The sequence below is a fragment of the Halolamina salina genome (assembly GCF_042678005.1).
GTDB classification, from domain to species: Archaea; Halobacteriota; Halobacteria; order Halobacteriales; family Haloferacaceae; genus Halolamina; species Halolamina salina.
On sequence record NZ_JBHUDH010000066.1, the window covers coordinates 1 to 21,940 of the forward strand.

Annotated in this window: 34 protein-coding genes; 4 read left to right on the forward strand and 30 right to left on the reverse strand. The window is 67.3% G+C overall.

Annotated elements, in window-relative coordinates; all coding sequences use genetic code 11:
* Positions 1-215: 215 nt before the first annotated feature.
* The 5 genes from ACFR9S_RS07080 to ACFR9S_RS07100 form a co-directional block, all read right to left on the reverse strand.
* Positions 216-1,133 carry an alpha/beta hydrolase family protein gene (locus tag ACFR9S_RS07080; RefSeq protein WP_379818341.1) on the reverse strand — a complete coding sequence of 306 codons (918 nt, stop codon included), beginning with the start codon at positions 1,131-1,133 and terminating at the stop codon, positions 216-218.
* 146 nt (positions 1,134-1,279) lie between these two features.
* A complete protein-coding gene (locus ACFR9S_RS07085; RefSeq protein ID WP_379818342.1) occupies positions 1,280-3,517 on the reverse strand; it encodes an amino acid permease in 2,238 nt (745 codons plus the stop codon).
* Positions 3,514-3,939 carry a universal stress protein gene (locus ACFR9S_RS07090; RefSeq protein WP_379818343.1) on the reverse strand — a complete coding sequence of 142 codons (426 nt, stop codon included), beginning with the start codon at positions 3,937-3,939 and terminating at the stop codon, positions 3,514-3,516. The genes ACFR9S_RS07085 and ACFR9S_RS07090 overlap by 4 nt, the downstream gene beginning before the upstream one ends.
* Before the next feature lie 76 nt (positions 3,940-4,015).
* Entirely contained in the window at positions 4,016-4,201 is a 186-nt protein-coding gene (locus ACFR9S_RS07095) for a DUF7511 domain-containing protein (RefSeq protein ID WP_379731044.1), read from the reverse strand.
* Positions 4,202-4,371: 170 nt separating this feature from the next.
* Positions 4,372-4,611, reverse strand: a complete 240-nt coding sequence (locus ACFR9S_RS07100; protein WP_379731043.1) for a UPF0058 family protein — start codon at positions 4,609-4,611, stop codon at positions 4,372-4,374.
* Between the two features lie 333 nt (positions 4,612-4,944).
* Between ACFR9S_RS07100 and ACFR9S_RS07105 the strand changes: the two genes are divergently transcribed.
* The 3 genes from ACFR9S_RS07105 to ACFR9S_RS07115 all read left to right on the forward strand — a co-directional run bounded on the left by ACFR9S_RS07105 (position 4,945) and on the right by ACFR9S_RS07115 (position 6,202).
* Positions 4,945-5,433, forward strand: a complete 489-nt coding sequence (locus ACFR9S_RS07105) for a redoxin domain-containing protein (protein ID WP_379731042.1) — start codon at positions 4,945-4,947, stop codon at positions 5,431-5,433.
* Positions 5,434-5,606: 173 nt separating this feature from the next.
* A complete protein-coding gene (locus tag ACFR9S_RS07110; RefSeq protein ID WP_379731041.1) occupies positions 5,607-5,762 on the forward strand; it encodes a hypothetical protein in 156 nt (51 codons plus the stop codon).
* 50 nt (positions 5,763-5,812) lie between these two features.
* A complete protein-coding gene (locus ACFR9S_RS07115) occupies positions 5,813-6,202 on the forward strand; it encodes a hypothetical protein (protein ID WP_379731040.1) in 390 nt (129 codons plus the stop codon).
* Positions 6,203-6,249: 47 nt separating this feature from the next.
* Here the strand turns inward: ACFR9S_RS07115 and ACFR9S_RS07120 are convergent, their stop codons facing one another.
* Positions 6,250-7,029, reverse strand: a complete 780-nt coding sequence (locus tag ACFR9S_RS07120; RefSeq protein WP_379731039.1) for a TrmB family transcriptional regulator — start codon at positions 7,027-7,029, stop codon at positions 6,250-6,252.
* Positions 7,030-7,376: 347 nt separating this feature from the next.
* Between ACFR9S_RS07120 and ACFR9S_RS07125 the strand changes: the two genes are divergently transcribed.
* Positions 7,377-8,177 (forward strand): TrmB family transcriptional regulator, encoded by an 801-nt coding sequence (locus ACFR9S_RS07125; RefSeq protein WP_379731038.1) that lies wholly within the window; start codon positions 7,377-7,379, stop codon positions 8,175-8,177.
* Positions 8,178-8,363: 186 nt separating this feature from the next.
* Here ACFR9S_RS07125 and secY read toward each other — a convergent pair whose 3' ends face one another.
* Genes secY through ACFR9S_RS07245 form a run of 24 tightly spaced genes read right to left on the reverse strand, consistent with a single transcriptional unit; the run spans position 8,364 to position 21,932 of the window.
* On the reverse strand, positions 8,364-9,845 hold the full coding sequence (gene secY / locus ACFR9S_RS07130; protein ID WP_379731037.1) for a preprotein translocase subunit SecY: 1,482 nt from the start codon (positions 9,843-9,845) through the stop codon (positions 8,364-8,366).
* Between the two features lie 2 nt (positions 9,846-9,847).
* Complete coding sequence (locus tag ACFR9S_RS07135; RefSeq protein ID WP_379818344.1) at positions 9,848-10,351, reverse strand: uL15m family ribosomal protein; 504 nt, start codon at positions 10,349-10,351, stop codon at positions 9,848-9,850.
* Complete coding sequence (locus tag ACFR9S_RS07140) at positions 10,351-10,809, reverse strand: 50S ribosomal protein L30 (RefSeq protein WP_379730976.1); 459 nt, start codon at positions 10,807-10,809, stop codon at positions 10,351-10,353. Before ACFR9S_RS07140 ends, ACFR9S_RS07135 begins: the two co-directional genes overlap by 1 nt.
* Positions 10,809-11,462, reverse strand: coding sequence for a 30S ribosomal protein S5 (locus ACFR9S_RS07145; RefSeq protein ID WP_379730975.1), 654 nt, complete (start codon positions 11,460-11,462; stop codon positions 10,809-10,811). The genes ACFR9S_RS07140 and ACFR9S_RS07145 overlap by 1 nt, the downstream gene beginning before the upstream one ends.
* A complete protein-coding gene (locus ACFR9S_RS07150; RefSeq protein ID WP_379730974.1) occupies positions 11,459-12,016 on the reverse strand; it encodes a 50S ribosomal protein L18 in 558 nt (185 codons plus the stop codon). Before ACFR9S_RS07150 ends, ACFR9S_RS07145 begins: the two co-directional genes overlap by 4 nt.
* The gene (locus tag ACFR9S_RS07155) at positions 12,016-12,483 is read right to left on the reverse strand and encodes a 50S ribosomal protein L19e (RefSeq protein ID WP_053948469.1); all 468 of its coding nucleotides are present in this window, start codon (positions 12,481-12,483) and stop codon (positions 12,016-12,018) included. Before ACFR9S_RS07155 ends, ACFR9S_RS07150 begins: the two co-directional genes overlap by 1 nt.
* Positions 12,480-13,184 (reverse strand): 50S ribosomal protein L32e, encoded by a 705-nt coding sequence (locus tag ACFR9S_RS07160; RefSeq protein ID WP_379730973.1) that lies wholly within the window; start codon positions 13,182-13,184, stop codon positions 12,480-12,482. Before ACFR9S_RS07160 ends, ACFR9S_RS07155 begins: the two co-directional genes overlap by 4 nt.
* Positions 13,184-13,720, reverse strand: coding sequence for a 50S ribosomal protein L6 (locus tag ACFR9S_RS07165; RefSeq protein WP_379730972.1), 537 nt, complete (start codon positions 13,718-13,720; stop codon positions 13,184-13,186). Before ACFR9S_RS07165 ends, ACFR9S_RS07160 begins: the two co-directional genes overlap by 1 nt.
* Positions 13,720-14,112 carry a 30S ribosomal protein S8 gene (locus tag ACFR9S_RS07170; protein ID WP_053948472.1) on the reverse strand — a complete coding sequence of 131 codons (393 nt, stop codon included), beginning with the start codon at positions 14,110-14,112 and terminating at the stop codon, positions 13,720-13,722. The genes ACFR9S_RS07165 and ACFR9S_RS07170 overlap by 1 nt, the downstream gene beginning before the upstream one ends.
* Positions 14,113-14,114: 2 nt before the next feature.
* Positions 14,115-14,306 carry a 30S ribosomal protein S14 gene (locus tag ACFR9S_RS07175; RefSeq protein WP_379730971.1) on the reverse strand — a complete coding sequence of 64 codons (192 nt, stop codon included), beginning with the start codon at positions 14,304-14,306 and terminating at the stop codon, positions 14,115-14,117.
* Complete coding sequence (locus ACFR9S_RS07180) at positions 14,303-14,827, reverse strand: 50S ribosomal protein L5 (RefSeq protein WP_379730970.1); 525 nt, start codon at positions 14,825-14,827, stop codon at positions 14,303-14,305. The genes ACFR9S_RS07175 and ACFR9S_RS07180 overlap by 4 nt, the downstream gene beginning before the upstream one ends.
* Positions 14,820-15,524, reverse strand: a complete 705-nt coding sequence (locus ACFR9S_RS07185; RefSeq protein WP_379730969.1) for a 30S ribosomal protein S4e — start codon at positions 15,522-15,524, stop codon at positions 14,820-14,822. The genes ACFR9S_RS07180 and ACFR9S_RS07185 overlap by 8 nt, the downstream gene beginning before the upstream one ends.
* Positions 15,521-15,877: a 50S ribosomal protein L24 gene (gene rplX / locus ACFR9S_RS07190; protein WP_379730968.1), complete on the reverse strand. Its 357-nt coding sequence runs from the start codon at positions 15,875-15,877 to the stop codon at positions 15,521-15,523. The genes ACFR9S_RS07185 and rplX overlap by 4 nt, the downstream gene beginning before the upstream one ends.
* A 2-nt stretch (positions 15,878-15,879) precedes the next feature.
* Positions 15,880-16,278: a 50S ribosomal protein L14 gene (locus ACFR9S_RS07195; RefSeq protein WP_053948475.1), complete on the reverse strand. Its 399-nt coding sequence runs from the start codon at positions 16,276-16,278 to the stop codon at positions 15,880-15,882.
* Positions 16,278-16,607: a 30S ribosomal protein S17 gene (locus ACFR9S_RS07200; RefSeq protein ID WP_053948476.1), complete on the reverse strand. Its 330-nt coding sequence runs from the start codon at positions 16,605-16,607 to the stop codon at positions 16,278-16,280. The genes ACFR9S_RS07195 and ACFR9S_RS07200 overlap by 1 nt, the downstream gene beginning before the upstream one ends.
* On the reverse strand, positions 16,592-17,095 hold the full coding sequence (locus ACFR9S_RS07205) for a ribonuclease P protein component 1 (protein ID WP_379730967.1): 504 nt from the start codon (positions 17,093-17,095) through the stop codon (positions 16,592-16,594). Before ACFR9S_RS07205 ends, ACFR9S_RS07200 begins: the two co-directional genes overlap by 16 nt.
* 6 nt (positions 17,096-17,101) lie before the next feature.
* Positions 17,102-17,329, reverse strand: a complete 228-nt coding sequence (gene rpmC, locus ACFR9S_RS07210; protein WP_379730965.1) for a 50S ribosomal protein L29 — start codon at positions 17,327-17,329, stop codon at positions 17,102-17,104.
* A 3-nt stretch (positions 17,330-17,332) separates the two neighbouring features.
* A complete protein-coding gene (locus tag ACFR9S_RS07215) occupies positions 17,333-18,280 on the reverse strand; it encodes a 30S ribosomal protein S3 (protein WP_379730964.1) in 948 nt (315 codons plus the stop codon).
* Positions 18,280-18,747: a 50S ribosomal protein L22 gene (locus ACFR9S_RS07220; protein ID WP_379730963.1), complete on the reverse strand. Its 468-nt coding sequence runs from the start codon at positions 18,745-18,747 to the stop codon at positions 18,280-18,282. Before ACFR9S_RS07220 ends, ACFR9S_RS07215 begins: the two co-directional genes overlap by 1 nt.
* 3 nt (positions 18,748-18,750) lie before the next feature.
* Complete coding sequence (locus ACFR9S_RS07225) at positions 18,751-19,173, reverse strand: 30S ribosomal protein S19 (RefSeq protein WP_379730962.1); 423 nt, start codon at positions 19,171-19,173, stop codon at positions 18,751-18,753.
* A gap of 3 nt (positions 19,174-19,176) precedes the next feature.
* Positions 19,177-19,908: a 50S ribosomal protein L2 gene (locus ACFR9S_RS07230; protein ID WP_379730961.1), complete on the reverse strand. Its 732-nt coding sequence runs from the start codon at positions 19,906-19,908 to the stop codon at positions 19,177-19,179.
* 3 nt (positions 19,909-19,911) lie between these two features.
* Positions 19,912-20,166 (reverse strand): 50S ribosomal protein L23, encoded by a 255-nt coding sequence (locus ACFR9S_RS07235; RefSeq protein WP_053948483.1) that lies wholly within the window; start codon positions 20,164-20,166, stop codon positions 19,912-19,914.
* On the reverse strand, positions 20,163-20,909 hold the full coding sequence (gene rpl4p, locus ACFR9S_RS07240) for a 50S ribosomal protein L4 (protein WP_379818345.1): 747 nt from the start codon (positions 20,907-20,909) through the stop codon (positions 20,163-20,165). Before rpl4p ends, ACFR9S_RS07235 begins: the two co-directional genes overlap by 4 nt.
* Before the next feature lie 6 nt (positions 20,910-20,915).
* Complete coding sequence (locus tag ACFR9S_RS07245) at positions 20,916-21,932, reverse strand: 50S ribosomal protein L3 (RefSeq protein ID WP_379730888.1); 1,017 nt, start codon at positions 21,930-21,932, stop codon at positions 20,916-20,918.
* Positions 21,933-21,940 lie beyond the last annotated feature (8 nt).

Genomic DNA, 21,940 nt, shown 5'->3' on the forward strand with positions numbered 1-21,940 from the left:
GGGGGGAGGGGTGGGGACTCGGCGCTGCGCCGTCGACGAGAGCGAAGCTCTCGTCTGCCAATCAGAAATCTCCGATTTCTGATGACGGGCCTCGTGCCCGGCGCACTGCGGTCGCAAGTGGTCAACGATCGAGACGCTGTTGCTGAGTCCGGAAAACACCCTATCGACATCCACTGCGACGCTCGAGAAAACACACCCGCCACCCCAACACAACCCTACAACTCAGCGTCCAGAAACGCGAGTTCGTGGTTCAGCGTCCGCTCCAACTCCACGCCCGCCAGCGCGGCGTAGTGCGAACTCGGCACCCGCACAAGCGAGGCGTCCCGAACCGACTCGCTCGCCGCCGAAACCGCCTCCGGCGGCGCCACCTCGTCGTGCTCGCCGGCGACGAACAGCGTCGGGCAGTTCACGTCCGCCACGACCGAACTCAGATCGTGGCGTTGGAGCTTCACGAGCGATCGTGCGGGCGTCGTGCCGGGCTCGCGCCCCAGCAGGTCGCGCACGTCCCGGGCGGCGCCGGTCGCAGCGACCGCCGCGACCTCACTGGCGTCGCCGAACAGCGGCACCCTGACCCCTCGCTCGTCGGCGTCGACGCCGCGGAGCCGTCCCAGCGCCGAGGCGGGGTAGTCCGCGACGCCCCGCGTCAGCCCGCGGAGTCGGGGACGGAGCCACGAGGGCAGCAGCGTGGCGCCGTCGAGCACGGGGAAGCGAGCGATCACCGCGTCCACCGCGAACGAGTCCGCGGCGGCCGCGAGCGCGGTGCCCGCCGAGAGATCCATCCCCCACACCCCGAGGCGGTCACCGTCGACCTCCGGGGCGTCCCGTGCGGCCTCGATCGCGGCGTCGAGATCCGCGCGCTGGCGGCCGGGGGAGAGCAGGCGGTCCCCGTCGACGCTGCCGAAGCCGCGGTGGTCGAACGCCAGCGCCGCGTACCCCCGCTCCGCGAACCGCTCGGCGGTCGCTTCGAGCGTCGGCCGCCACGGCAGTCCCGCGCCGGGGGCGAGCACGACCACGGGCGCGTCCGTCGGGCGGTCCGGCGTGAACAGGTGGGCCTGCCGCCCGTCGATCCCCACGTCGCGGGTCGAGAACGCGTAGCGGCTCGGCTTCCCGCGGCGAGCGTGGCTCCCGCTCACGGCGACCACCTGCGGGGCCGGCGATCGGAACGGAGTCGGTCCATGGCGGCGGTTGCGCCGGCGTGGAGTAAAGCGTTCCCGTGGGTGGCGGGGGAAGGCGGCGGTCGAGAAGAGAGCGGGAAACCGAGATCGGGTGACCGGCGCGTCTAGCGGCGGAGGATCCCGCCGAGGCGTTCGAACACGCTCCGGTCACGCTTGCGTTCGGCCAGCAGCACCGAGCAGTCCACGTCGGCGACCACGTCGGGCACCAGCGAGCCGGTGAGCATCCGCGAGAGCACGCCGCGTTCGGTCGCGCCGAGGATCACCAGCGTCGCATCCCTGGCCGCATCCTCGATCGCGCGCTCGGCGTCGCCGGTCTCGACCCGGTGCTCGGCGTCGACGCCCTGGGCCTCGGCCCAGCCGTCGAGGAACTCCCGGCCTGCCTCCTCGTCGTCGGCGACGTGGAGCAGCGTGAGATCGGAGCCGAACTCCGACTGGAGCAGCTTCCCGATCTCGACGGAGAGCTCGGAGTCCCGGCCGCCTGCGGTGGGGATCAGCACCCGCTCGGGGTCGAAGCCGCGGTCCTTGAGCACGAGGAAGTCACAGGGCAGGTCGCTCGTGACCTCCTCGACGGCGCCCTCGACGCGGCCCCCGCTGTCGGGACCCCAGCCCATCACCACGAGGTCGGCCTCGTGGTCCTTCGCGGCGTCGAACACTTCCTCGACCCCGCGGTGGGAGATAATCGTACGCGCCTCGATCTCGACGCCGAACGTCTCGGCGTCGGTCCGGGCGTCCTCGAGCACCGTCCGGTGGTTCTCCTCGACCCGGTCGATGTGGTCGGCCGCATAGCTCAGCGAGGTCTGGTCCGGCACGGTGATCACGTGGACCGCGTCGACGACCCCGCCGCGCTGCTTGGCGATCGCGCTCGCGAGCGTGATGAGTTCCTTCTCGTGGGCGGGGTTGGCCAGCGGCACCATCACGCGGAACTGGCTGTCGCCCGTCGGTCGAACGCTCTCGGCGGCGTCGACGGCGGCGTCGGGCATCTCCTCCTGCCGGGAGAGGATGTACTCGCTCAACAATCCTTGTTTCTCGGTCCTGCTTCGGGCGTAGCCGAGGTACCAGATCGCCGCGAACAGCACGATAACGCCACCGACCAGCCGCGGGACGGGCTCGATGTAGTAGATGAGCGCGAAGGAGAGCAGTCCGCCCACGATCGGCGTGAACGGGTACAGCGGGACGGTGAAGGAGGGCTCGTAGTCGATGGCGTCGGCCTCGCGCATCACGACCAGCGCGACGTTGAGCAGGCCGTAGATCACGAGGTGGAGGAAGCTCCCGATCGACGCCAGCGTGTTGATCGGTGCGGCGACGATGAACAGGAGGATGAACGAGCCTGTCAGCGCGATCGAGCGGTACGGCGTGCCGAAGCGTGGGTGGATCTCGTTGAGGTCGGGAGTAACGATGCGGTCCCGCCCCATCGCGAAGTTGATGCGTGAGGACGCCATGATCGACGCGTTCGCACTGGAGGCGGTCGCGAGCAGGCCGCCGAACAGCATCGCGCCCGCGCCGAGGGGACCCATCAGCAGTCGCGCGACCTCGACGACCGCGATGTTGTCGGCCTCGGACTGGGCCTGAATGAACCCGGGCTCGACCGCGGCGCTCATCACGACCAACACCAGCGCGTAGATGATCGTCACGATGACGACCGAGCCGATGATCGCCCGCGGGAGGTTCTTGCCGGGCTTCTTGATCTCCTCGGCGACGCTGGTGATCTGGACGAACCCGAGGTAGGAGACGAAGATGAGGCCGGTCGTCTCCAGCATCGGCGTCAACCCCTTCGAACCCGGGATGTTCGCCGGGCTCGCACGGGTCGCGCCGTACACCGTGAACACGGTCAGGATCAGCACCAACACGACGACGATGACGTTCTGGAGCCGACCGGTCTCCTTGGCGCCGATGTAGTTGACGAGCACGAACAGCGTCGCCGCGATCAAGCCGATGAACTTGATCCACGGGACGGTGAACCCGGCGATCAGGAACCCGTCCGGGAGGCCGGCGATTCCGACGACGTACTCGCCGAAGCCGACCATGTAGAACGCGCTGGCGAAGGCCAGCCCCAGCCAGTTCGCCCAGCCGGCGACCGAGCCGAACAGCGGCCCCAGCGCCTCGTTGACGTAGAAGTACGCGCCGCCGGAACGGGGCATCGCGGTGCCGAGTTCGCTGGCCGACAGCGCGGTGAACAGGGCGATCCCACCACCGAGGACGAACGAGATGATCGCAAACGAGCCGGCACGGGTGATCGCCTCCCCCGGGAGGACGAAGATGCCGGCCCCGATCATCGTCCCGACGCCGATGGTCAGCGCCGCGAGCGGGCCGAGGTCCTTTGCGAGCTCTTCGTCGGCACTCATTCAGTTCGTCCCGGCAGCGTGATGGCCGGGCGGTCGGCCTCGGTCACCAGCCGGAGGGTGCGGTCGCGCGCGAGGAACTGCTGGAGGCGGCCCCCCTCCCGGGGCTGGAACGCGATCGCGCTCGCGCCGATCTCGGCGGCGGTGTCGATGACGCCCTCGACGACGTCGCGGCGGTACACCGTCTCGGTTTCGGCGTCGGGGAACTGCTCCCGGAACGCCTCGAAGGCGGCCTCGGCGATCGACTCGGACTGCTCGACGGGCGTCTTGTCAGGGACGCCGCCACCCTTCTCGACGACGTGGACTACCGTCACGCGCTCGGGGTCGTACGGGGCCAGCGCGACCGCCGTCTCGCGGGCGTCCTTCTCGGTCGCGACCGGAACGAGTAGGTGTGACAAAAGTGCGGCTGCCGGCTCGTCGTTCATGGGCGGCGGTACTGTGCCCGCCGGGTTTAATGCTGTGCCCGTCGGGTCACAGGGTCGGGAAAAACGGCGGTATCGGCTACCGAAGCTCGTCGAGGGAGACGGCGCTGTCGACGTCGGCGGTGACCCACTCGGTGGTCGACATCTCCTCCCCGGGGAAGAGGGTGACCTCCGAGGGATCGTCGTCGTCGTCGTACAGACAGCTCAGCCCGAACTCGGGGTACGATGCCAGCGGGTCGGCCGATGGCGTCTGTTGTACACTCATTGTGGTCCCTCGTCCAGCGTTTTGGCCGCCACGCTTCACCTGACAGTACGCAGGGTAGACGGATAAACGCTTCAGTACCGATCGGCGTGAATCGAACGTTCGGTCGGGGCGAGAACCGGCGTGGCAGTCGCTGTTCGGTCTGTGGTCGGGGCCGGGCCGCGGCCGCAGGATCAGTCGGCGGTGGCGGCGATCGTCTCCGTCTCCGCCTCCTCGTCGTCTTCGAGTTCGTCGGTGACGCCGTGAATCAGGGCGAACACGGCTGCCTTGTGGTCGGTTTTCGATCGGTGGATGGATGTCGGCTGCACGCCCAGCTCCCGGTACTCTTCGGAGACAGTGTCCCCCGCAGCGTCGAACTGGCTCTGAAGCTCCGCGAGAAGGCCGTGCAGGTGGATGAGCTCCTGCTTCTTCATGGTCACCGGCTATATCGGCCGGAGGGTTATAACCTTACTCTGAGTCGGAGTACCACGGTCCCCGGCGGTCCGTCGGCTCGGGCGCGTACTGACGGGGTCCTCTCACTTGACGACCCGACTACGTGGAGCGGCCAGCGCTGTGCCGCCCGTTGAAACGGGTCCGTCGGGCACACTGGGGTTGACTCTCCCGGAGGTCGGTAACGTCTCGTCATGCTGTCCGTGACGGACCGTCCGACGAGTTGCAGTTTTGGAGTCTTGTCACTCGGTTAATCAAACATCCTCTACTATTCAAAGATACAACATTATACGCTTCCGCGGGCAGATCGTGTATCCGTGACAGAGTTAGAGAGCAGCGCCCACAGCTTCGCACTCCCGGGGACGGCGGGAGACGAGATACGCAAACACCGGCTGAGCGAGTACACGGAGGAGGGCGCCGTCGTGCTCGTCTTCTATCCCTTCGACTTCAGCCCGGTCTGTACCGACGTGCTCTGTCGGTTCCGTGACGCCGAGTACCTCACGTTCACCGAGAACGTCGACGTGGTCGGGATTTCGCTCGACTCCTGTTACGCCCACAAGGAGTTCATCGATCGGTACGACATCCCGTTTCCCCTGCTGAGCGACTCGACCGGCCGCGTCACCGAACAGTTCGGGCTGAACTACGACGAGTGGGAGCACCACGTCGGCGTCCCGAAACGGGCGCTCGTGACCATCGACGAGTCCAACGAGATTCGGTACAAGTGGCACACCGAGGACGCCTACGAGAGCCCGAACTACGACGAACTCCACGAGACCGTTCTGTCTCTCGAGGAGGAGTACTGCTAGCGGTGGTCGAGCGGATTCGGCAGTCGGGGGCGGCTGATTCTCCCTCGAACAGGCTCTCTCACGGTGATATTGGGGGCCGATATCGAGTGATGTCACTCGTTCAATCACAAAAATCCTTATCTGTAATATGAGGCTCATTAAACGCGTAGCAGCCTATTACCGAGTGAACAGAGATGAAAACGTCCACCACAGCCGCGACACGCAAGGAGAGCTTCTCGGAGGGAGCAATCGACCACCTCAACCTCGCACTACAGGCGGAGACCATCGAGACGAAGAACTTCCACATCCGAACCGCGTTGCAGTACCAGTTCGGGGCGCTCGATGAGTAAGCAGGACTCGACCGGCTCTATCGGCGGCACGGCCCGCCCGCTTTGGGACCATGACTGAGGAACTGATCGCGTACCTACGGCGACGTGCCGGGAGCCACCTCCGTGCAGTCGCGGCGTACGACGAGAGCGCGTGGGAGATCACGTATCTGCGTGACGATCTCGACAGGCGGATGGCTCGGGAACGGACGGAGAAGATCTACGGTGGCGTCAAAACGGGACTCGGGCCGAGCGGGATCGAAGACGAGATGGGCGAGCGGTACGCGACACTCCAAGTACGCGACGAGGCGGTGCTTTTGAACCTGACGTGGAACGAGACGGAGGGCGCGATCGTCGGGCTGGAGCCGGAGGCAGCCAGTCAGTTGACGGGGTTCATCGACGAGTGTCTGAAACACGGCTCCCCCGACAGCGTCTCGCCTCGACCCTCCTCGGGCACCGAGTAGTCCGTCGTTCCTGATCCGGTCGACACAGGCCGGGACGGCGACGCCCGCTACGCCGGACTGTCTGGCTCCGGAACGCCGTCGAAGATGGCCTTCACCACGATCACCAGGCTGTTCGAGGCTCCTTCGCTCCAGATGGCGGTCTCCGTGCCCCCCTCGCCTTCGCCGACGATGCTCACCAGCACTTTCTGGCCGTCGACGATCATGAGCCGCCCCGCCCGCGTCTCCGACCACCCCCACGTCGGCTCGGTGACCGTCGCGTCCGGGAGCTGCGATCGGAGCTGCTCCTGCCCGGTCGTCGACCCGCCAGTGAGCCTAAGCGAGACCCCCCGATCCGCGGCCACCTGCAGCCCCTCGACCAGTTCGGGGGGGATGCGCTCCTCGGCGGTCAGGTAGACGATCCGCTCCTCGGCGACGTCGAAGAACTCCAGCAGCCGATCCGTGACGGCCGTCCGGCCCTCGACCGTCCAGATCCCCCGCTGTTCGGTCCGGCGTTCCGTCGGCTCCAGTTCGCTCAGCGCCGTCCGGAGCACCTCCAGCCGGCGTTCGAACTCCCGTTCGAACGTCCGGCCCGCGGTCTCGCTGGAGATGGCCCAGAACTGCTTGGGCGACGACTGGACCGTGTCGACGAGTCCCCGGTCCTCGAGCTCCTCGACCGCGCCGTACACCCGGGTGCGCGGTACCTCCGCGACCTGACTCACGTCCCGGGCCGTTCCGGAGCCTAAGCTCGCGAGCGCCACGAACGTCCGGGCGGCGTACGTGTTCAGCCCGAACCGTTCGAGCTGCTCGATAGCCTCCGATTTCGGATCTTGGTGTGGGTCGTTGGACATCGGTTGTGGTGGCTTGCGGTGACTGCCACCCGGCCGGTGGCGGGACTGCCGTCGGGGTGTCGCCGCGCGCTCTCGTGTACCGTACTGGCCGCGTCTATCGGGTTATCTCTTTTGTGATTAAACGAGTTACTTCCCTCGGCACCACCGCGGGCGAGCTCACCGTGAATCGTTTCGCCACCGTGTCACTTCGGGAGTTACGGATTCCTGAGGGTTAGAAGGGACTCCCGATAGGCGCTCTCGAAAGGTGCTTCGGCTGTTCGTTCTGTTATATACTCAGTAACAAAACCTATCCCTACACGGCCGAAACATTGTGTCGACCCCCGGGTTCTCTCGGACGGTCGGCTCATATGGATACACCTGAAAACGTGCGGGAGGCGATCGAGGTACTCCAACAGCTCGGCTTGAAGGAGTACGAGGCTCGGTGTTTCGTCGGTCTGACTCGTCTCAATACGGGGACCGCGAAGTCGCTCAGCGACCTGACCGAGGTCCCCCGGACCCGCGTGTACGACGCAATCCGGGTTCTGGAGGCGAAGGGGCTGGTCGAGATCCAGCACTCCAGCCCCCAGAAGTTCCGCGCGGTCTCGCTGGAGGAGGCGACCGAGACGCTCCGCGACCAGTACGAGGACCGAATCGAGCGACTGCACGACTCGCTCGGATCGGTCTCCGCCGTCGACGGGGAGAAGGAGTCCCCGATTCAGGAGGTGTGGGCGATGAACGGCCGGCAGGCGATCGAGAACCGGACCGACGAACTCCTCGAGACCGCGACCGAGGAGATCGTGCTCGTCATCGGCGACGAGTCGCTGCTGACCGAGGAGCTCGTCGCGACGCTCAACGACGTCGACAGCGACATCGAGCTCGTCATCGGCGCGCTGACGGAGCCGCTCCAGAGCCGGGTTCAGGTGGCCGTCCCCGACGCCACGACGTTCGTCTCCGGGCTGGAGTGGCTCCACGGCACGGACGCCGAGGACGAGACGGCGATCGGGCGGCTCCTACTGGTCGACCGTTCGACGATCCTGGTGAGCTCGATCATCCCCGACACCGGCAAGGAACAGGCCATCTTCGGCGAGGGGTTCGGCAACGGGCTGGTCGTGATCGCCCGGCGCCTCATGGCACAGGGGCTGATCCCCGCCCGGGACCCGACCAACTGATTCTGTCGCGCCGGCGTGGCGAACGTCCGCCGCCGCGTCGAGCCTCTCGGCGGTGATTTTCCCTCGTACTTCCGACGCGTGTTCGTCGTGATCGTCGCGTGGTTCAGCAGCCGCTATCGGGTGTCGCGTCGAATATGGAAGGAGAGCGGCTCCGAGGGTATCAGGGCACTGCGGCCCGGATACGCCTCACTCCGACCCGAACATCTGGCGCATCATCGGGTGCATCTCCATCAGCTGCTCCTCGGCGATCTCCTCGTACAGCTTGTACGTAATGGAGACCGTCAGCAGCAGCCCCGTTCCGGAGACCTGCCCGATGGTGCCGAGCATGTTCGCCATCACCGCCAGCAGCCCGACGAGGGCGCCGCCGATGACGGTGACCTGCGGGATGTACCGCTCCATCACCTTCTCGATCACCTGCGGGTTCTGTCGGAAGCCGGGGATCTGCATCCCGGAGTTCTGGATCTGCTGGGCGGTCGCCTCCGGGCCCATCCCGGTGGTCTCCACCCAGAAGATCGCGAAGATCGCCCCGCCGACGATCATGAACGTCAGGTCGATGCCGATCCGGAGCAGCACCTGCCACCAGTCGGCGGTGACGGTCGCACCCACGAACCACATCCACTGGTCGGGGCTCTGGATCGGCTTGAGGTACCAGAAGATCCCCTCGACGACCTGCCCGGTCTGGGTGTCGTACTCGCCCAGCCACGCGGGCATGCCGCTCCACTGGCTGTGGAGGATCTGCCCGAGGAACTGCAGGTTCGCCTGCAGCGCACGGACGAGGATCATCGGCAGGACGCTGGCGTAGATCAGCTTGACGGGGAACTTCCCGCGGGCGCCCTTGACGCGGGCGTGTGAGAGCGGGATCTCGATGCGGACGCTCTCGGCGTAGACGACCACGACGAAGATCAGCACCGTCGTGATCATGGCGAGCACCATCCCCTGTCCGAGGAAGATCGCGCTCAGCCCCTCGGTCGTCAGCGGCGAGCCGGGGAGCTCGGCGCTCCCGGTGATGATCCCGATCCAGGAGGAGACGAAGCCGCTGTTGCCCGTCAGCCCCTGCCAGCCGAACAGGCCGCTGACGAGGCGCTGGCTCACGCCGGCGATGATGAACAGGCCGACGCCGGAGCCGACGCCCCACTTGCTCACGATCTCGTCCATGAACAGGATCAGGATCCCGCCGACGAGGATCTGGGCGAACAGAATCGCCTCGACGCCGCGGAGGCCGATCCCCAGCGACTCGGCGACCACCGGGTCGGCGCTCAGGATCGGGCTCGCGAACACCATCGGCGCGCCGGTCAGGATACACATCACGACGACCAGCAGCTTCTGCAGCCCCTGGTACAGCACCTGATCCCGCGGGTCGTTCTCGGTGTCCAGCCCGAGCAGGTCGGCCCCGCCCAGCAGCTGGAGCACGATCGACGCCGTCACGATCGGCCCGATCCCGAGCTGCAGGATCGAGCCGGACGCGCCCGCGAGGATCGAGCGGAACTGGCCGTAGAAGTCAGTCCCCCCCGTCTGGAGCCCGTACAGGGTGACGTTCGTCAGGAAGAAGTACATCACGAGGATGCCGGCGGTCCACAGCAGCTTGCGCTTGAAGGGGACGTGCCCCTCCGGCCGCGCGACTGTCGGCATCCGCGTGAGCACCGGTTCGGCGGTCTCCTTCCAGCTCATTGTCAGTCCTCGCTGGCTTCTTCAGATTCGGCGGCTTGTTCCGCCTCGCGCTCGGCACGCTCCTGGGCGCGCTCGGAGACGGTGGTCGAGCCACCGGCGTCCTCGATCAGCTCAGTTGCCGCGTCGCTGAACGCGTCGGCGGTGACGTGCAGTTCCTGTCGGACCTGCCCGTTGCCGAGCACCTTCACCACGTCGGCCTCCCAGCCGTCCTCGGCCACGTCGCGGGCGTCGATGGTGTAGGCGCCGTCGTCGTTCTCGGCGAGGCCCTCCGCCGCCAGCAGCGCGGCGTCCTCGTCGATCTTCTGGACGCGCACCTCGGCGACGGTGTCCTGTGCGTCCTCGGGCTGGGTGAAGCCGTGCTTCGCCCAGGACCCGTAGTGGTGCATCTCGTGCTTGCGGCTGCCCGCGTTGCCGCGGCCGCCACGGTGGCCGGCACCGCGCCGGTTCTTGTGGCTGCCGCCGCCGTGCGTGCGGGAACCGCGCTGGCGTCGTTTCTTGCTGGTCATTATCGCATCGCCTCCAGGAGCGGGTCGATGTCCTCGTGGGGACCGAGCTCGCCGCCCGTGCTGTCCGGATGCTTGATGCCGTCGTGGCCGCCGCGGGGCGGGTGGAGCCGCAGCGTCGGGGAGATGTTCTGCTCGCGCAGCGTCGTCTCCTCCGCCAGCAGCGCCTCCGCCAGCGCCTCGAAGCTGTCGTAGTCGGTCTCCTCGGCGAGGTACTCCTCGTCGACGTCGGCCTCGGCGTCGAGCGCGTCCGCACGCGTCTCGAGCACGAGCGCCAGCGTCTCCACCGAGGGCTCGCCGTGGGCGACGAAGTCGTTGACCTTCGCGACCATCCCGTCGTACGTGTCGGTCTCGGGGACGAGCGTCGCGTGGTTGACGCGGCCGATGTTGAGCATGTCCAGCGTGTCGCGCTGGCCCGCGGTCATGTCGATGTTGCCGCGGAGTTGGACGACCGCTCGCATCAGTTGCTCACCCCGTCTTCAGCCTCTCGCTGGACGCGTCGCGCGCGGTCAGGCGTGCGTGCCTGCGAGGCGTTCTCGAGCGCGTTGAACGTCGCCTTCGCGAGGTTGACCGTCGTCCGGGTGTTCCCGTTGGACTGGGTCCAGGCGTCCTGGATCCCGGCCAGTTCGAGGATGTTCCGGACGGTCTCGGCGCCGGCCAGCCCGAGCCCCTGCGGGGCCGGGATGACCTCGACCTCGACGGAGCCGGCCTTGCCTTCGGCACGCCGGGTCAGCGAGTTCACGCCGCCGGCCTGGTCCTCCCAGGAGCCGGAGCCGCGGTCGACGCTGATCACGTTCAGCTTCGCGACCTCGATCGCCTTCTGGATCGCGCCGCCGACCTGATCGTCTCGCCCCTCGGCGTAGCCGAGGTAGCCGTCGCGGTTGCCCACGACGACGACACAGCGGAACTTCACCCGCCGGCCGGAGTCGGTCATGCGCTGGACCATGTTGATGTCCAGTACCTCGTCCTCCATGCCGGGGAGGAGCTGGTCGACGATCTCGTGCTCCTTCAGCGGGAGCCCGGACTCCAGCGCCTCCTGCATGGAGGTGATCTCTCCGTCCTGCACTTGCTTGCCGAGCCGGGTTACCGGCTCCCAGCCGTCGTTCTGGCTCATTCGTGGTCCTCCTGGAGCGTCTCGCGCACTTCGTCGAAGTGCTCGGGCAGCTCCGTGGCGTCGAACTCCCCGCTGTACAGATCGTCCTCGAGCTGCTCGGCGTAGGCGGCGATGTGCTCGCCGCGGTTGCGCGACCAGTCCGCGAGGACGCTGTCACTGTGGGGGATCTCGAGCCCCGCGTCGATTGCACCTTCCTGTACTGCGAACGCCTTGTTGCCGGGCGTCGCCGTGTTGAGACCCAGATCGAGCACGGCCTCCTCGAGGCCGGCCTCGATCGCGCGCAGACCCGCGAGGTAGCCCGTCAGGTACGCGCTCGGGAGATTGCCCGTGGGGGCCTCCCAGCCGTACTCCGACAGGTCCTCGCTGGACGCTGCGGCGTGGATCTCGTCGCCGTCCGGTCCGGGACTGGCCAGCTGCGCCCTGACGTGCTTGTTGCTCACCCGGGCGACCAGGCGAGGCTTGCCAGATTTCAGCAGGCGCAACCGCTGATGGTAGTCCGTTCGGACCTCACGGCGACGACGCATCGGCACCTTGTATCGTGGTCCTGTTGCCATTAGTCGTCGCCTCCGATCTCGACGTCGTAGTTGTTCTCCGCGAAGGCCTCGAGTCGGGCGACGCTGTCGAACTCGCCGCCGCTGGCCTTGTTGTAGAGCTCGCGGTACTGGGAGGCGTCGAGGACCTCCTCGTCGTCGCGAAGCTCCTTCAGCCGGGAGCGCTGTGCGCGGATCCGGCTGACCCACTCGTCCTTCTCGCTGCGGCGGGCGCCGGACTTCCCCTTCCGGGAGCCGGCGCCGGTCTGGTGCCCGTAGTCGCGCTTCGCTTTGCGGTCGCGGGCACGGCCGCGGGAGTTGGACTTCTCGTCTTCCGCGCGGATCGTTCCGTCCGCGATCAGGTCGCGGATGTCCTCGCGGGTGATCGCGTCCGCGAGCTCGTCCTGTGCCTCCGGGTCGAACCAGACGCGGTTCTCACCGACGTCCAGCTCTTCGGCTGCGAGTCGCTTCTGTGCGCTCAGATCCGTCATTCCTCTACCTCCACTTCGACGTAGGTCGGGTTGAGGACGCGAATGCCGGCGTCCTCACACTCCTCCTCGATGCGCTCGCGCTTGCGGGCGCCGACCTTCGAGGCGATACGGACCGCTTCCGTGTCGCCGTCGACGCCGTCGAGGTCGTCGACGTTGTGGACGTACACTTCCTCGAAGCCGCTCGGGTGCAGGCCGCGGGCGGCCGTCGGCGAGCGGAAGCCGGCCTCGACCTTCGGGCCCTTGCCCTTGATCGAGCGGCGCTGCTTCGAGAGGGTACCACGGGGGCGCCGCCACGAGGTGGGGACGCGCTTCTTCTTGTGGTAGTCCTGTCGGTTGAACTGCGGCTTACCCTCGCGGTGCTTCTGTGCGAGCGCGGCCGCGGTCTCGTCGTCGAGGTCGGGCGTCTTGTCGGCGTGGCCGCGAGGCTGGAGCTCGGTCTCGACCTCCTCCTCTTCCTCGGCCTCCTCTTCGGCCTCGTCCTCGATCTCGGCCTCGGTCTCCTCTTCGACTTCGAGGCCGCCGACGTCGGCCTTGATCCGGGCCGCGAGGGCGTTGCCGACCCCGTCGACCTCGGCGAGTTCGGACTGCGAGGCGGCCTTGAGGTCCTCGACGGAGTCGTAGCCGGCCTCCGCGAGCGTCTCGGCCTTGGAAGGCCCGACGCCGCTGATGTCCTCGATCTCTTCGGGTGCGTCGTCAGCCATCAGGCATCACCCGTTGGTTTCTGCGTGATGTACACGCCGTCCTGGAACACGCGGTTGTCCTTGTCGCTGACCCGCGTGAGCTGTTCGATGTCCGCTGCGGTCTGCCCGACGGCCTCCTTGTCGGAGCCCGACAGGGTGAGCTGTTCGCCGTCGACTTCCACCTGCGTGTCGCCCCGGATCGGCGTCCGCCGCGGGGCGCGCTCGCCGAGGAAGTTCTCGATGACGATCTCGTCGCCCTGCACTTCCACCTGCATCGGGAAGTGGGCGTAGAAGACCTCCATCTCGTAGGTCCAGCCCTCGGTGACGCCGTGGAACATGTTCCGAACGTGGCTCTCGAAGGTGCCGACCGTCGCGCGGGTGTTGGCGTCCGAGTCCTCGGGCGCCGTGATCACCACGCTGCCGTCCTCGACGCTGACGTCGACGTCGGGGTACCAGAGGCGTCGGGTGACCGAGCCGTTGGGACCCTCGACGGTCAGGTCGAGGTGGTCGAGCTCCGCGGAGACGTCGTCCGGGATAGTGAGTTCTGTCCTGCTCATCAGTAGACGTATGCGATTATCTGGCCACCGATGCCCTGTTCGCGGGCCTCGTAGTGGCTCATGACGCCGTGGCTGGTCGTGACGATGAGCGACCCGTAGTCACGGGCCGGGAGGAACCGCTTCTCCCACTGCTCGTACTCGTCAGCGCCGACCGAGTAGCGGGGCTTGACCGCCCCGCAGTCGTTGATGGCGCCACTCAGTTCGACCTCGAACTTGCCTGCTCGGCCGTCGTCGACGAACTCGAAGCCGCCGATGTACCCGCGGTCGTAGAAGACCTCGAGGATACTGCCGATCACGTTCGAGGCGGGTGCTACCGTGTGGTCGAGGTGCCCGACGCTCTCGGCGTTGTCGATGCCGGAGAGGGCACTCACCAGTGGGTCGTTTCCTGCCATAGTTATCGATACTTCCGGAAGCCCATGCTGCGGGCGATCTCTCGGAAACACTGTCGGCAGACGAAGACGCCGTACTTGCTCACCAGCCCCTCGGTGCGGCCGCAGCGTCGGCACTGCCGCTCCTGCGTGCTACCCTGGGTGGCGTGCTCGCCGGTTTCTTCGTTGCCGGTGTGTTCGCCGTCTAGTTCACTCATTCGTCGATCTCCACGTCGAACTCGGTCTCGAGGAACGCGATGGCGTCCTCGGCGGTCATGCGGTGCTTCTCGGGGATCGACCGGGTGACCTGGTCGCGCTTGGCGACGCGGTAGCCCGGCCGGACCAGCGTGACGGTCACGTCGAGCCCGTAGATCCCCGTGTTGGGGTCGTACTCCTGACTCGGGAACGCGGTGTGTTCGTCGACGCCGAAGCTGACGTTGCCGGCCTCGTCGAACTGCGAGGCGCTGATCTCCGCCAGCGGCAGCGCCGTCTCGAGGAACTCGCGGGCGTCCTCGTTCCGGAGGGTGACCTTCGCGCCGATCGGGTCGCCCTCGCGGATGTCGAACGCCTGCACCGTGTTCTTCGCCGAGGTCCGGACCGACTGCTGGCCCGTGATCTCCTCGACGATCTCCTCGGCGTTCGCGAGATCGCGACCGCCCTGACCGACGCCCATGTGGACGACGACCTTTTCGATGGACGGTTCGCGCATCGGGTGGAACTCCGCTTCGGCTTCACTCATCGTCATCACCCACGAAGTTCTCGTCGATGGTGACGACGTACTCCTCGACGGTCTCGAAGGAGCCGTCGTCGGTGGAGACGGTCACGCTGTTGCGGCCGGAGCCGGGGGTGACGAGGATCTCCTCGACCTCGCCGATCTCGCCGGCGTGCTGGCCGTCGACGGCGGTGACGAGCGCGCCCTCGCCGTACTCGAAGTGCGCGACGATCTCCTTGTCCTCGTTGTCGATCACCAGCGAGTCGCCCGCGCTGTACTCGTCGGCGTCCTCCACGTGGAGGGTGGTGCCGTCGTGCAGCGAGAGCTGGAACGCGCCGCCGCTGACCTGGCGCTTGTCGGTGATCTTCCCGAGTCGGGACGCCGCGCTCTCCTCGTCGATCGGGGTGAGCGCGAGGCGGCCGCCCTCGCCGGGGAACACGCGGAAGTACTCGCCGCGGGCCGGGAACGCCAGGATGTCGAACATCCCGATCGGCCGGGCCTCGTCGGCGATCTCGTCGCCGTTGACGAGCACCGCGTCGTTGTTCAGCGCGTAGCGGGCCTCCTTGCGGGAGTCCACGTAGCCGAGCACGTCCCGGAGCACGATGAGCAGGGGAACCCCGTCCTCACCGTGGGGACCGGCGTCGGCCTTGACCGTGAACGTCTCCTCCTTCCGTTCGACCGGCCAGGAGTTCGGTACCGAGAGTCGCTTCTGGTGTTTCGTCATTCGTTGTCCTCCTCGAGACGCTCCTGCCGGATCTCGTCGTCGAGATCCAGTTCGGTCACGCGGACGTTCGAGGCGTCGAGCGGCCGGGGAACCTCCTCCCCGTCCGTCTTCTCCACGGTGACCTCCTCGACGTGGATGACTTCCTCCCGGAGGTCGACCTCCAGGACTTCGCCCTCCTCGCCGGCGTGGTCACCGCGAAGCACCTCGACGGTGTCGCCCGCGTTGACGCGGACGTTCCGCTGGCCGTACTCCTCGCGGAGGTCGGCCGTCAGCGTGGCCCGAACCTGCTTCTGCTTCTCGTGCAGGGGGGCGTCTCGCTTCTGGTTTCGTTGTTTGCGTGGCTGTCGTGTCATGCTTAGACGATCATCGTCGCCGTGCTGGCGATGGTGCCGAACCGCTCTGCGACCTCACGCGCGACGGGCCCCTTGATCTCCGTGCCGCGGGGCTCCTCGTTCTCGTCGATGATGACGGCGGCGTTGTCCTCGAACTTGAGGCGCTCGCCGTTCGGTCGCCGGATCGGCTTCCGCTGGCGAACGACCACCGCTTCGAGCACCTGGCGGCGCATTTCGGGCGTGCCCTTGGTGACCGAGACGGTGATCTTGTCGCCGATGCCGGCTTTCGGGTGACGGTTCTTCGTCCCCGAGTAGCCGGTGATGCTGATGACCTTGAGCTCGCGGGCGCCGGTGTTGTCGGCGCAGACGATCTTCGAGCCCTTCTCCAGACCCTGCGTGACGTCGGCTTTGAGCGCCTCCATCATTCACCCCCGTCGTCGAGAACGTCGACGACGACGTGCGATTTGGTCTTCGAGAGCGGTCGAGTCTCTGCGATGCGGACCGTGTCACCTTCCTCCGTGTCCACACACGGCGGCAGGTGTGCCGGGACGCGGGATCGACGCTTCATGTACCGATCGTACTTCGGCACACGAACGTCGTACTCCCGCTCCACGACGACGGTCTTGTCCATGTCGGTGGAGGCGACTTCACCCTCGAGCGTCTGCCCGCGCACGGAGAGGTCCCCGTGGAACGGACAGTTCTCGTCGGAGCAGGTCTCCTCCGGTTGTTCTACGTTTAGTCCGATTGCCATGTCGAATCACCCCCGCGCTCGGTTCGCGCGGTGGGTCGTGAGAGCAGTTTCTCGCCATCCACCGTTACGTAGACCGTATCCTGGCACTCGTCCGTTCGGGGGGAGTCCTCCCCGTCGAACCGACTCGCCCCCCGACCCTGACTCCGGGGCGGGGCGGACGGGCCAGACTTGCCGGGGCGGACCCCGGCAGTTTCCGTCCCGAGTTGGGATACGGACCCGGACGCCTCGGCGGCGTCCGCGGCTTCATCTGCGGCGGGAGCGACGCTGGCTCTCGCAGCGTCCTCCGCGTTCGTGATAGCGAACTCGAAGCAGCTCCCCGCCTTGGGGACCTGCCGCACCCGACGCCCGTCGTCGACGTGGAACGTCTTCATCGTCTCGACCACGACGCGGCCGCTGATCCCGACGAGGTCGGGGTTGGCGGCGTCGGCTACCCGGACGGGCAGCCCGTTGAGTTCGTGTCGTGTGAGGGTGTCGGGTGTGAGTGCCATCGTACGTTACTCCTGGGTGTCGGCCGCTTCGACGTCGTCGCCTTCCTCGTTCTGGATCGTCTTGATCCGGGCGATCGTCCGGCGAAGCTCGCCGACGCGGCCGGGGTTCTCCGGCGCGCCACCCGCCGCCTGCACGGCGCGAGCGTTCAGGAGCTCGGTCTCGAGCTCCTCGAGCTCGGCCGCCCGCTCGGCGGGCGTCATGTCTCTGATCTCTTCAGTGTAGAGAATCGCCATGTATTACTCCTCCGTTTCCTCGTCGGATTCGGCGTCCTCGGCCTCCTCTTCCATCTCGGAGACGAGGTCGGCCGCTTCCTCTTCGACGTCCTCGTCGAGCTCCTCTTCCTCGTCGGCCGTCTCCACGGCCTCTTCGGAGGCGGTCTCGACGTCGTCCTCCTCGACGCTGTCGGTCTCCTCGGCGGCCTCGACGACCTCCTCGACGACCTCCTCGTCGATGACCTCCTCGGGGGACTCGTCGGGGATCTCGGGCTCCTCGTGCTGAGGCGCCTCGGGGATCTCCTCCTCCTCGACGTCGGCGAGGAGTTCCTCGACGCCCTCGCCGGTCTCGGCCTGCTCGACCTCCGGCGGCTCCGAGGTCTCGGTGATCTCGAAGTCGTCGGGAAGCTCCGCGTCCGGTCCGATGACCTTGACGTTGACCCCGATGGTGCCGAGCTTCATCACGGCGACGCCCTGACCCTCGTCGACGACCGACTGGGCGGGCTCGCCGTTGTGCTTGATGTAGCCGCGGTTGAACTTCTCCACGCGCGAACGGGCGCCGGTGACCTTCCCGGAGAGGACGATCTCCGCGCCCAGCGCGCCGGCCTCCATCATGCGGTCGATGGTGGTGTGGCCCGCCTTGCGGAAGTACCAGCCACGCTCGAGCGCGTTGGCCAGTCGGTCCGCGACGATCTGTGCGTTGAGGTCGGGTTCGTCGACCTCCTGCACGTCGATCTGCGGGTCCTCCATGTCGAAGCGGTCCTCGAGCTCGGTGGTGATCTTCCGGATGTTCTTCCCACCCTTGCCGATCACCATACCGGGCTTCTCGGCCTTGAGGACGATCTGGGTCCCCATCGGCGTCTTCGCGATGTCCATGCCGCCGTAGCCGGCGCGGCTGAGCTCGTCCGCGAAGAACTCGTCGATCTGGCTCCGCTGGAGCCCGTTCTCGATGAACTGCTGTTCGTCCGCCATCAGTTATCCTCCTCCTCTTCTTCGAGGATGATTTCGACGTCCACTTCGACAGTGTTCCAGGGGTCGGCGGTCCCCATCGCACGGGGGTTCCGGCCGACCTGCTCGCCGACCTTGTGGGCCGCGACGTGGGAGATGGTCATCTCCTCGCCGTCGAACCCCTGGTGGTCGGCGTTGTTCTTGGCGTTGGTCAGCAGCTTGAGGAAGTCCTCGCTGGCCTTCTCGGGGAAGCGGCCGGCGTCCCAGCCGTCGATGTCGGACCGGTGTCCGACGCCGCTGTTGTGCTGCTTGAACGGCACCGAGCGCTCGCCCTCGATCACCGCGTCGAGGTACTCCTCGGCCTCGGCGACCGTCTTGCCTTTGATGGCCTTCGAGATGGCCTTGCTGTGCTTCAGGCTGATCTGACGCTCCCGCAGCATGGCTTTCGCCGTGGTCTCCGGGTCGGCGTCGACGCTGTAGCTGATTCCCATAGGTTACTTGAGTGGCACGAACTTCGAGGACCGGGTCGCGCCGATGCCGGCCTGACCGTGCTCGACGGTGGATCGGGTGAGGTGGAACTCACCGAGGTAGTGGCCGATCATCTCCGGCTCGACCTTCACGCGGTCGAAGCTGTGGCCGTTGTACACCTCGAAGGTGAGGCCGACGAACTCGGGCAGGATCGGCATGTCCCGGAGGTGCGTCCGGAGCGGATCGTTCGCCGTCTCCTCCTCGGTCGCCTCCCGGGCCTCCTCGACCAGCTTGCGGTGGTCGACGCCGAGTCCCCGGTCGATGGTTCGCCGCACGCGGGCGGGTAGCAGTTCCACGACCTCGTCGAGATCCATCTCTTCGAGGTCCTCGAGCGTGTGACCGCGGTAGGTGAACTCCCCTTCGCGGCCGGTTCGGTATTCCGAGCTCATGGTTTACTCTCCCCCCTTGCCACCGCTGCGGCCGGTGCGCTTGGAGGCGATGTCGCCCACCTTCCGTCCCGGCGGGGCGTCCCGCGAGACGGACTTGGGCTGACCGGGGTGCTGGCGGCCACCGCCACCGAACGGGTGGTCGACGGCGTTCATCGCGACCCCGCGGACACGCGGGTACTTGGTCCCGCGGGCCTTCATCTTGTGGTGCTTGTTGCCGGCTTTGACGAACGGCTTCTCCGTCCGCCCACCGCCGGCGACGACGCCGATGGTGGCACGGCAGGCCGGCGGGAGCCGGCGGACCTCGCCGCTGGGCAGCTGAACGACCGCGACGTTGCGGTCGTGGCTCATCAGCTGCGCCGAGACGCCGGAGGCACGGGCGAACTTCCCGCCGTCGCCCACCTGGCTCTCGACGTTGCAGATCGGGATCCCCTCCGGGATCTCCGCGAGCGGCAGCGTGTTACCGGGCTTGATCTCGGCGGAGACACCCACCTGCAGGGTGTCCCCGACGGCGATACCTTCGGGAGCGAGCACGAGCCGGCGGTCGCCGTCCTCGAACTCGACGTCCGCCAGCGGCGCGCTGCGGGCGGGGTCGTGTTCGATGTCGACGATCTCGCCGGAGATCGTGTCCTGCTCCTCGCTTTTCTTGTGTTCGAGGTCAGCTTTGTAGCGGTGGGAAGGCGCCCGGAACGTGGGCGTCCCGCGGCCACGCCGCTGCCCCTGAATTCGTCGTCCCATGTGTCAGAACACCCCGATTCGCGAGGCGATCTCCTGTGCGTCGTCCTCCTCGGAGAGGCGGACGATCGCCTTCTTCTTGCCCTGCGGCGTGACCATCGTGTTCAGCGAGTCGACGGTCACGTCGTAGCTGGACTCGATCTCCGCCTCGATGGTGGGCTTGTCCGCGTCGACGTTGACGATGAACTGGAGCGTGTTGTCGAAGTCCATCTGGTCCATCGCCTTCTCGGTGACCAGCGGGTGTTCGATGATCCCCGTCATCGGTCGGCCACCTCCTCGACGGCGCTCTCGGTCCAGAGCGTGAGTCGGCCGGCGTCGGTGCCGGGTGCGAGGTCCTCGGTGTTCACGTCCTCGGCCGTCGCCACGTCGACGCCGGCGAGGTTGCGTGCGGCACGCGAAGGCTCCTCACTGGTGACGACGAGCACCGACTTCGGCTCGTCGTACTTCCGGCCACGGGCCTTCCCCTGCCCGGCGCGGACGCCCCGACCTTCGTCGGCGCGCTCCACGTCGTCGTGGATGCCGAGCGCCTCGAAGGCCTCGACGGCCTCCTTGGTCTTGTTGAGATCTTCGAACTCGTCGCTCACGACGAGCGGGAGTTCGAGGTCGTCGTCGAAGGCGTGGCCGCGCTCGGCGACGCGCTCGGCGTCGGCCGTGGCGGCGATGGCGGAGCGGGTCGCGAGCTTGCGCTCCTTGTCGTTGACCTTCTTGCCCTGGTCCTTCTCGGCTTTCGGCGGGTGTGCCGCGCGGCCACCGACGGCCTGCGGGACACGCCGCGCGCGTCCGTTCTCCTGAGGTACGTGCGCCATGCCGCGGCCCGACCCCATCGACTCGGCGGGGGTGCGGAGCCCGGCGTACTCGTCGGCGCCGTACGCCTGCTTTCGGTTGGCCTGGGCGGCCTGCACGGCGCCTTTGATGAGGTCCGGGCGGAACGTCGTCTCGAACACCGCCGGGAGCTCGACCTCGTCGCCGTCCGAGCCGTCCAGGTTTCGGATAGTTGCTTGCATTGTGTGTTACCCTTGGTTGGAGGCCGTGGAGACGTAGCGCACCTCGGGATCGAGGCGCGGCTGGTCGTTCGGCCGGATCGCGGGGCGGAAGCGCAGGAGGCGCTGGTCGGGGCCCGGCAGCGAGCCCTTCACGAGCGCGTACTGCCCGTCGACCTCGCCGTAGTTGACGAAGCCGCCGTCGACGGAGGCGTCGTCGCCCTCGCCGAAGTCGATCAGGCGCTTGTTGAGCTCCGTCCGCTGGTGGTAGCCGGTCTGGCCCTGCTGGGGAACCGTCGAGCGAACGCGGCTCGGGTTCCACGGGCCGAGGTTACCGATGCGGCGCCGCCAGCCCTGACGGGCGTGCTTGCCCTTCCGCTTCTGGACGCCCCAGCGCTTGACGGGACCCTGCGTCCCTTTGCCCTTGGTGATACCCGAGGCGTCGAGGTACTCGCCCGCTCGGAAGACGTCGCCGAACTCGTGTTCGCCGCCGTCCTCGACCAGGTCGAGCGCGAACTCGGCGCGCTCCTGCAGGGAGCCGCCGCCGACTCGCGTCTCCATCACGTCGGGTTCCTTCTTGGGGACGTTCTGCAGCGTCGCGGGAGTGGTGTGGGTGATGACCCGGAGGTCGTCGACCGCACCCTCCTCGACGAGCGTCCGCAGTTCGTCAGCGTCGCCCTCGAAGTCGTTTTCGGCCGGCAGGTCGAGCGCGCGATCGAGCTCGTCGTGGAACTCGGTCGCCCAAACCTCGGTTGCCGGCTTCGCTCCGTACGCCGTGTCCTCGTAGGCTCGCACGGCGATCGCGTGCATCGGCGGGGTCTCGACGACGGTAACGGGGACGGACTCCTCCATCCCGTTCCGCGGCGAGTCCTCCTCGTCGTTGACCATCACGACGTGGGTCATGCCGGCCTTGTAGCCAGCGAACCCCTGGAGTGCAGGGGAGCCCTCGTCGTCCGGCCACGAGCGGATACGCGGCACTTCCGACGCCGCACGCGTTCGCGGGCCGAAGCCCAGCGAGCCTTTTCGTGGTCTGCTTGGTTGTGGCATGTTCGTTT

Excerpts from the sequence above, each read along its gene's own strand:
- ACFR9S_RS07155 (WP_053948469.1), bottom strand. The coding sequence starts at position 12,483 with ATGACGGATCTGAGCGCACAGAAGCGACTCGCAGCCGAAGAGCTGGAC.
- ACFR9S_RS07200 (WP_053948476.1), bottom strand. The coding sequence starts at position 16,607 with ATGGCAATCGGACTAAACGTAGAACAACCGGAGGAGACCTGCTCCGAC.
- secY (WP_379731037.1), bottom strand. The coding sequence starts at position 9,845 with ATGAGCTGGAAGGAGACCGCCGAACCGGTGCTCACGCGGATGCCGACA.
- ACFR9S_RS07115 (WP_379731040.1), top strand. The coding sequence starts at position 5,813 with ATGACTGAGGAACTGATCGCGTACCTACGGCGACGTGCCGGGAGCCAC.
- ACFR9S_RS07235 (WP_053948483.1), bottom strand. The coding sequence starts at position 20,166 with ATGACGGGGATCATCGAACACCCGCTGGTCACCGAGAAGGCGATGGAC.
- ACFR9S_RS07230 (WP_379730961.1), bottom strand. The coding sequence starts at position 19,908 with ATGGGACGACGAATTCAGGGGCAGCGGCGTGGCCGCGGGACGCCCACG.
- rplX (WP_379730968.1), bottom strand. The coding sequence starts at position 15,877 with ATGACACGACAGCCACGCAAACAACGAAACCAGAAGCGAGACGCCCCC.
- ACFR9S_RS07170 (WP_053948472.1), bottom strand. The coding sequence starts at position 14,112 with ATGGCAGGAAACGACCCACTGGTGAGTGCCCTCTCCGGCATCGACAAC.
- ACFR9S_RS07110 (WP_379731041.1), top strand. The coding sequence starts at position 5,607 with ATGAAAACGTCCACCACAGCCGCGACACGCAAGGAGAGCTTCTCGGAG.
- ACFR9S_RS07085 (WP_379818342.1), bottom strand. The coding sequence starts at position 3,517 with ATGAGTGCCGACGAAGAGCTCGCAAAGGACCTCGGCCCGCTCGCGGCG.
- ACFR9S_RS07220 (WP_379730963.1), bottom strand. The coding sequence starts at position 18,747 with ATGGGAATCAGCTACAGCGTCGACGCCGACCCGGAGACCACGGCGAAA.
- ACFR9S_RS07195 (WP_053948475.1), bottom strand. The coding sequence starts at position 16,278 with ATGGAGGCGCTCAAAGCCGACGTCACGCAGGGTCTGGAGAAGGGCTCG.
- ACFR9S_RS07135 (WP_379818344.1), bottom strand. The coding sequence starts at position 10,351 with ATGACCAGCAAGAAACGACGCCAGCGCGGTTCCCGCACGCACGGCGGC.
- ACFR9S_RS07145 (WP_379730975.1), bottom strand. The coding sequence starts at position 11,462 with ATGAGCCAGAACGACGGCTGGGAGCCGGTAACCCGGCTCGGCAAGCAA.
- ACFR9S_RS07225 (WP_379730962.1), bottom strand. The coding sequence starts at position 19,173 with ATGAGCTCGGAATACCGAACCGGCCGCGAAGGGGAGTTCACCTACCGC.
- ACFR9S_RS07165 (WP_379730972.1), bottom strand. The coding sequence starts at position 13,720 with ATGAGCAGGACAGAACTCACTATCCCGGACGACGTCTCCGCGGAGCTC.
- ACFR9S_RS07095 (WP_379731044.1), bottom strand. The coding sequence starts at position 4,201 with ATGAGTGTACAACAGACGCCATCGGCCGACCCGCTGGCATCGTACCCC.
- ACFR9S_RS07150 (WP_379730974.1), bottom strand. The coding sequence starts at position 12,016 with ATGGCAACAGGACCACGATACAAGGTGCCGATGCGTCGTCGCCGTGAG.
- rpmC (WP_379730965.1), bottom strand. The coding sequence starts at position 17,329 with ATGGCGATTCTCTACACTGAAGAGATCAGAGACATGACGCCCGCCGAG.
- ACFR9S_RS07125 (WP_379731038.1), top strand. The coding sequence starts at position 7,377 with ATGGATACACCTGAAAACGTGCGGGAGGCGATCGAGGTACTCCAACAG.
- ACFR9S_RS07185 (WP_379730969.1), bottom strand. The coding sequence starts at position 15,524 with ATGACGAAACACCAGAAGCGACTCTCGGTACCGAACTCCTGGCCGGTC.
- ACFR9S_RS07120 (WP_379731039.1), bottom strand. The coding sequence starts at position 7,029 with ATGTCCAACGACCCACACCAAGATCCGAAATCGGAGGCTATCGAGCAG.
- ACFR9S_RS07160 (WP_379730973.1), bottom strand. The coding sequence starts at position 13,184 with ATGGCTGACGACGCACCCGAAGAGATCGAGGACATCAGCGGCGTCGGG.
- ACFR9S_RS07205 (WP_379730967.1), bottom strand. The coding sequence starts at position 17,095 with ATGGCACTCACACCCGACACCCTCACACGACACGAACTCAACGGGCTG.
- ACFR9S_RS07140 (WP_379730976.1), bottom strand. The coding sequence starts at position 10,809 with ATGCGAGCGGTCGTCCAACTCCGCGGCAACATCGACATGACCGCGGGC.
- ACFR9S_RS07215 (WP_379730964.1), bottom strand. The coding sequence starts at position 18,280 with ATGGCGGACGAACAGCAGTTCATCGAGAACGGGCTCCAGCGGAGCCAG.
- ACFR9S_RS07175 (WP_379730971.1), bottom strand. The coding sequence starts at position 14,306 with ATGAGTGAACTAGACGGCGAACACACCGGCAACGAAGAAACCGGCGAG.
- ACFR9S_RS07180 (WP_379730970.1), bottom strand. The coding sequence starts at position 14,827 with ATGAGTGAAGCCGAAGCGGAGTTCCACCCGATGCGCGAACCGTCCATC.
- ACFR9S_RS07245 (WP_379730888.1), bottom strand. The coding sequence starts at position 21,932 with ATGCCACAACCAAGCAGACCACGAAAAGGCTCGCTGGGCTTCGGCCCG.
- rpl4p (WP_379818345.1), bottom strand. The coding sequence starts at position 20,909 with ATGCAAGCAACTATCCGAAACCTGGACGGCTCGGACGGCGACGAGGTC.
- ACFR9S_RS07100 (WP_379731043.1), bottom strand. The coding sequence starts at position 4,611 with ATGAAGAAGCAGGAGCTCATCCACCTGCACGGCCTTCTCGCGGAGCTT.
- ACFR9S_RS07090 (WP_379818343.1), bottom strand. The coding sequence starts at position 3,939 with ATGAACGACGAGCCGGCAGCCGCACTTTTGTCACACCTACTCGTTCCG.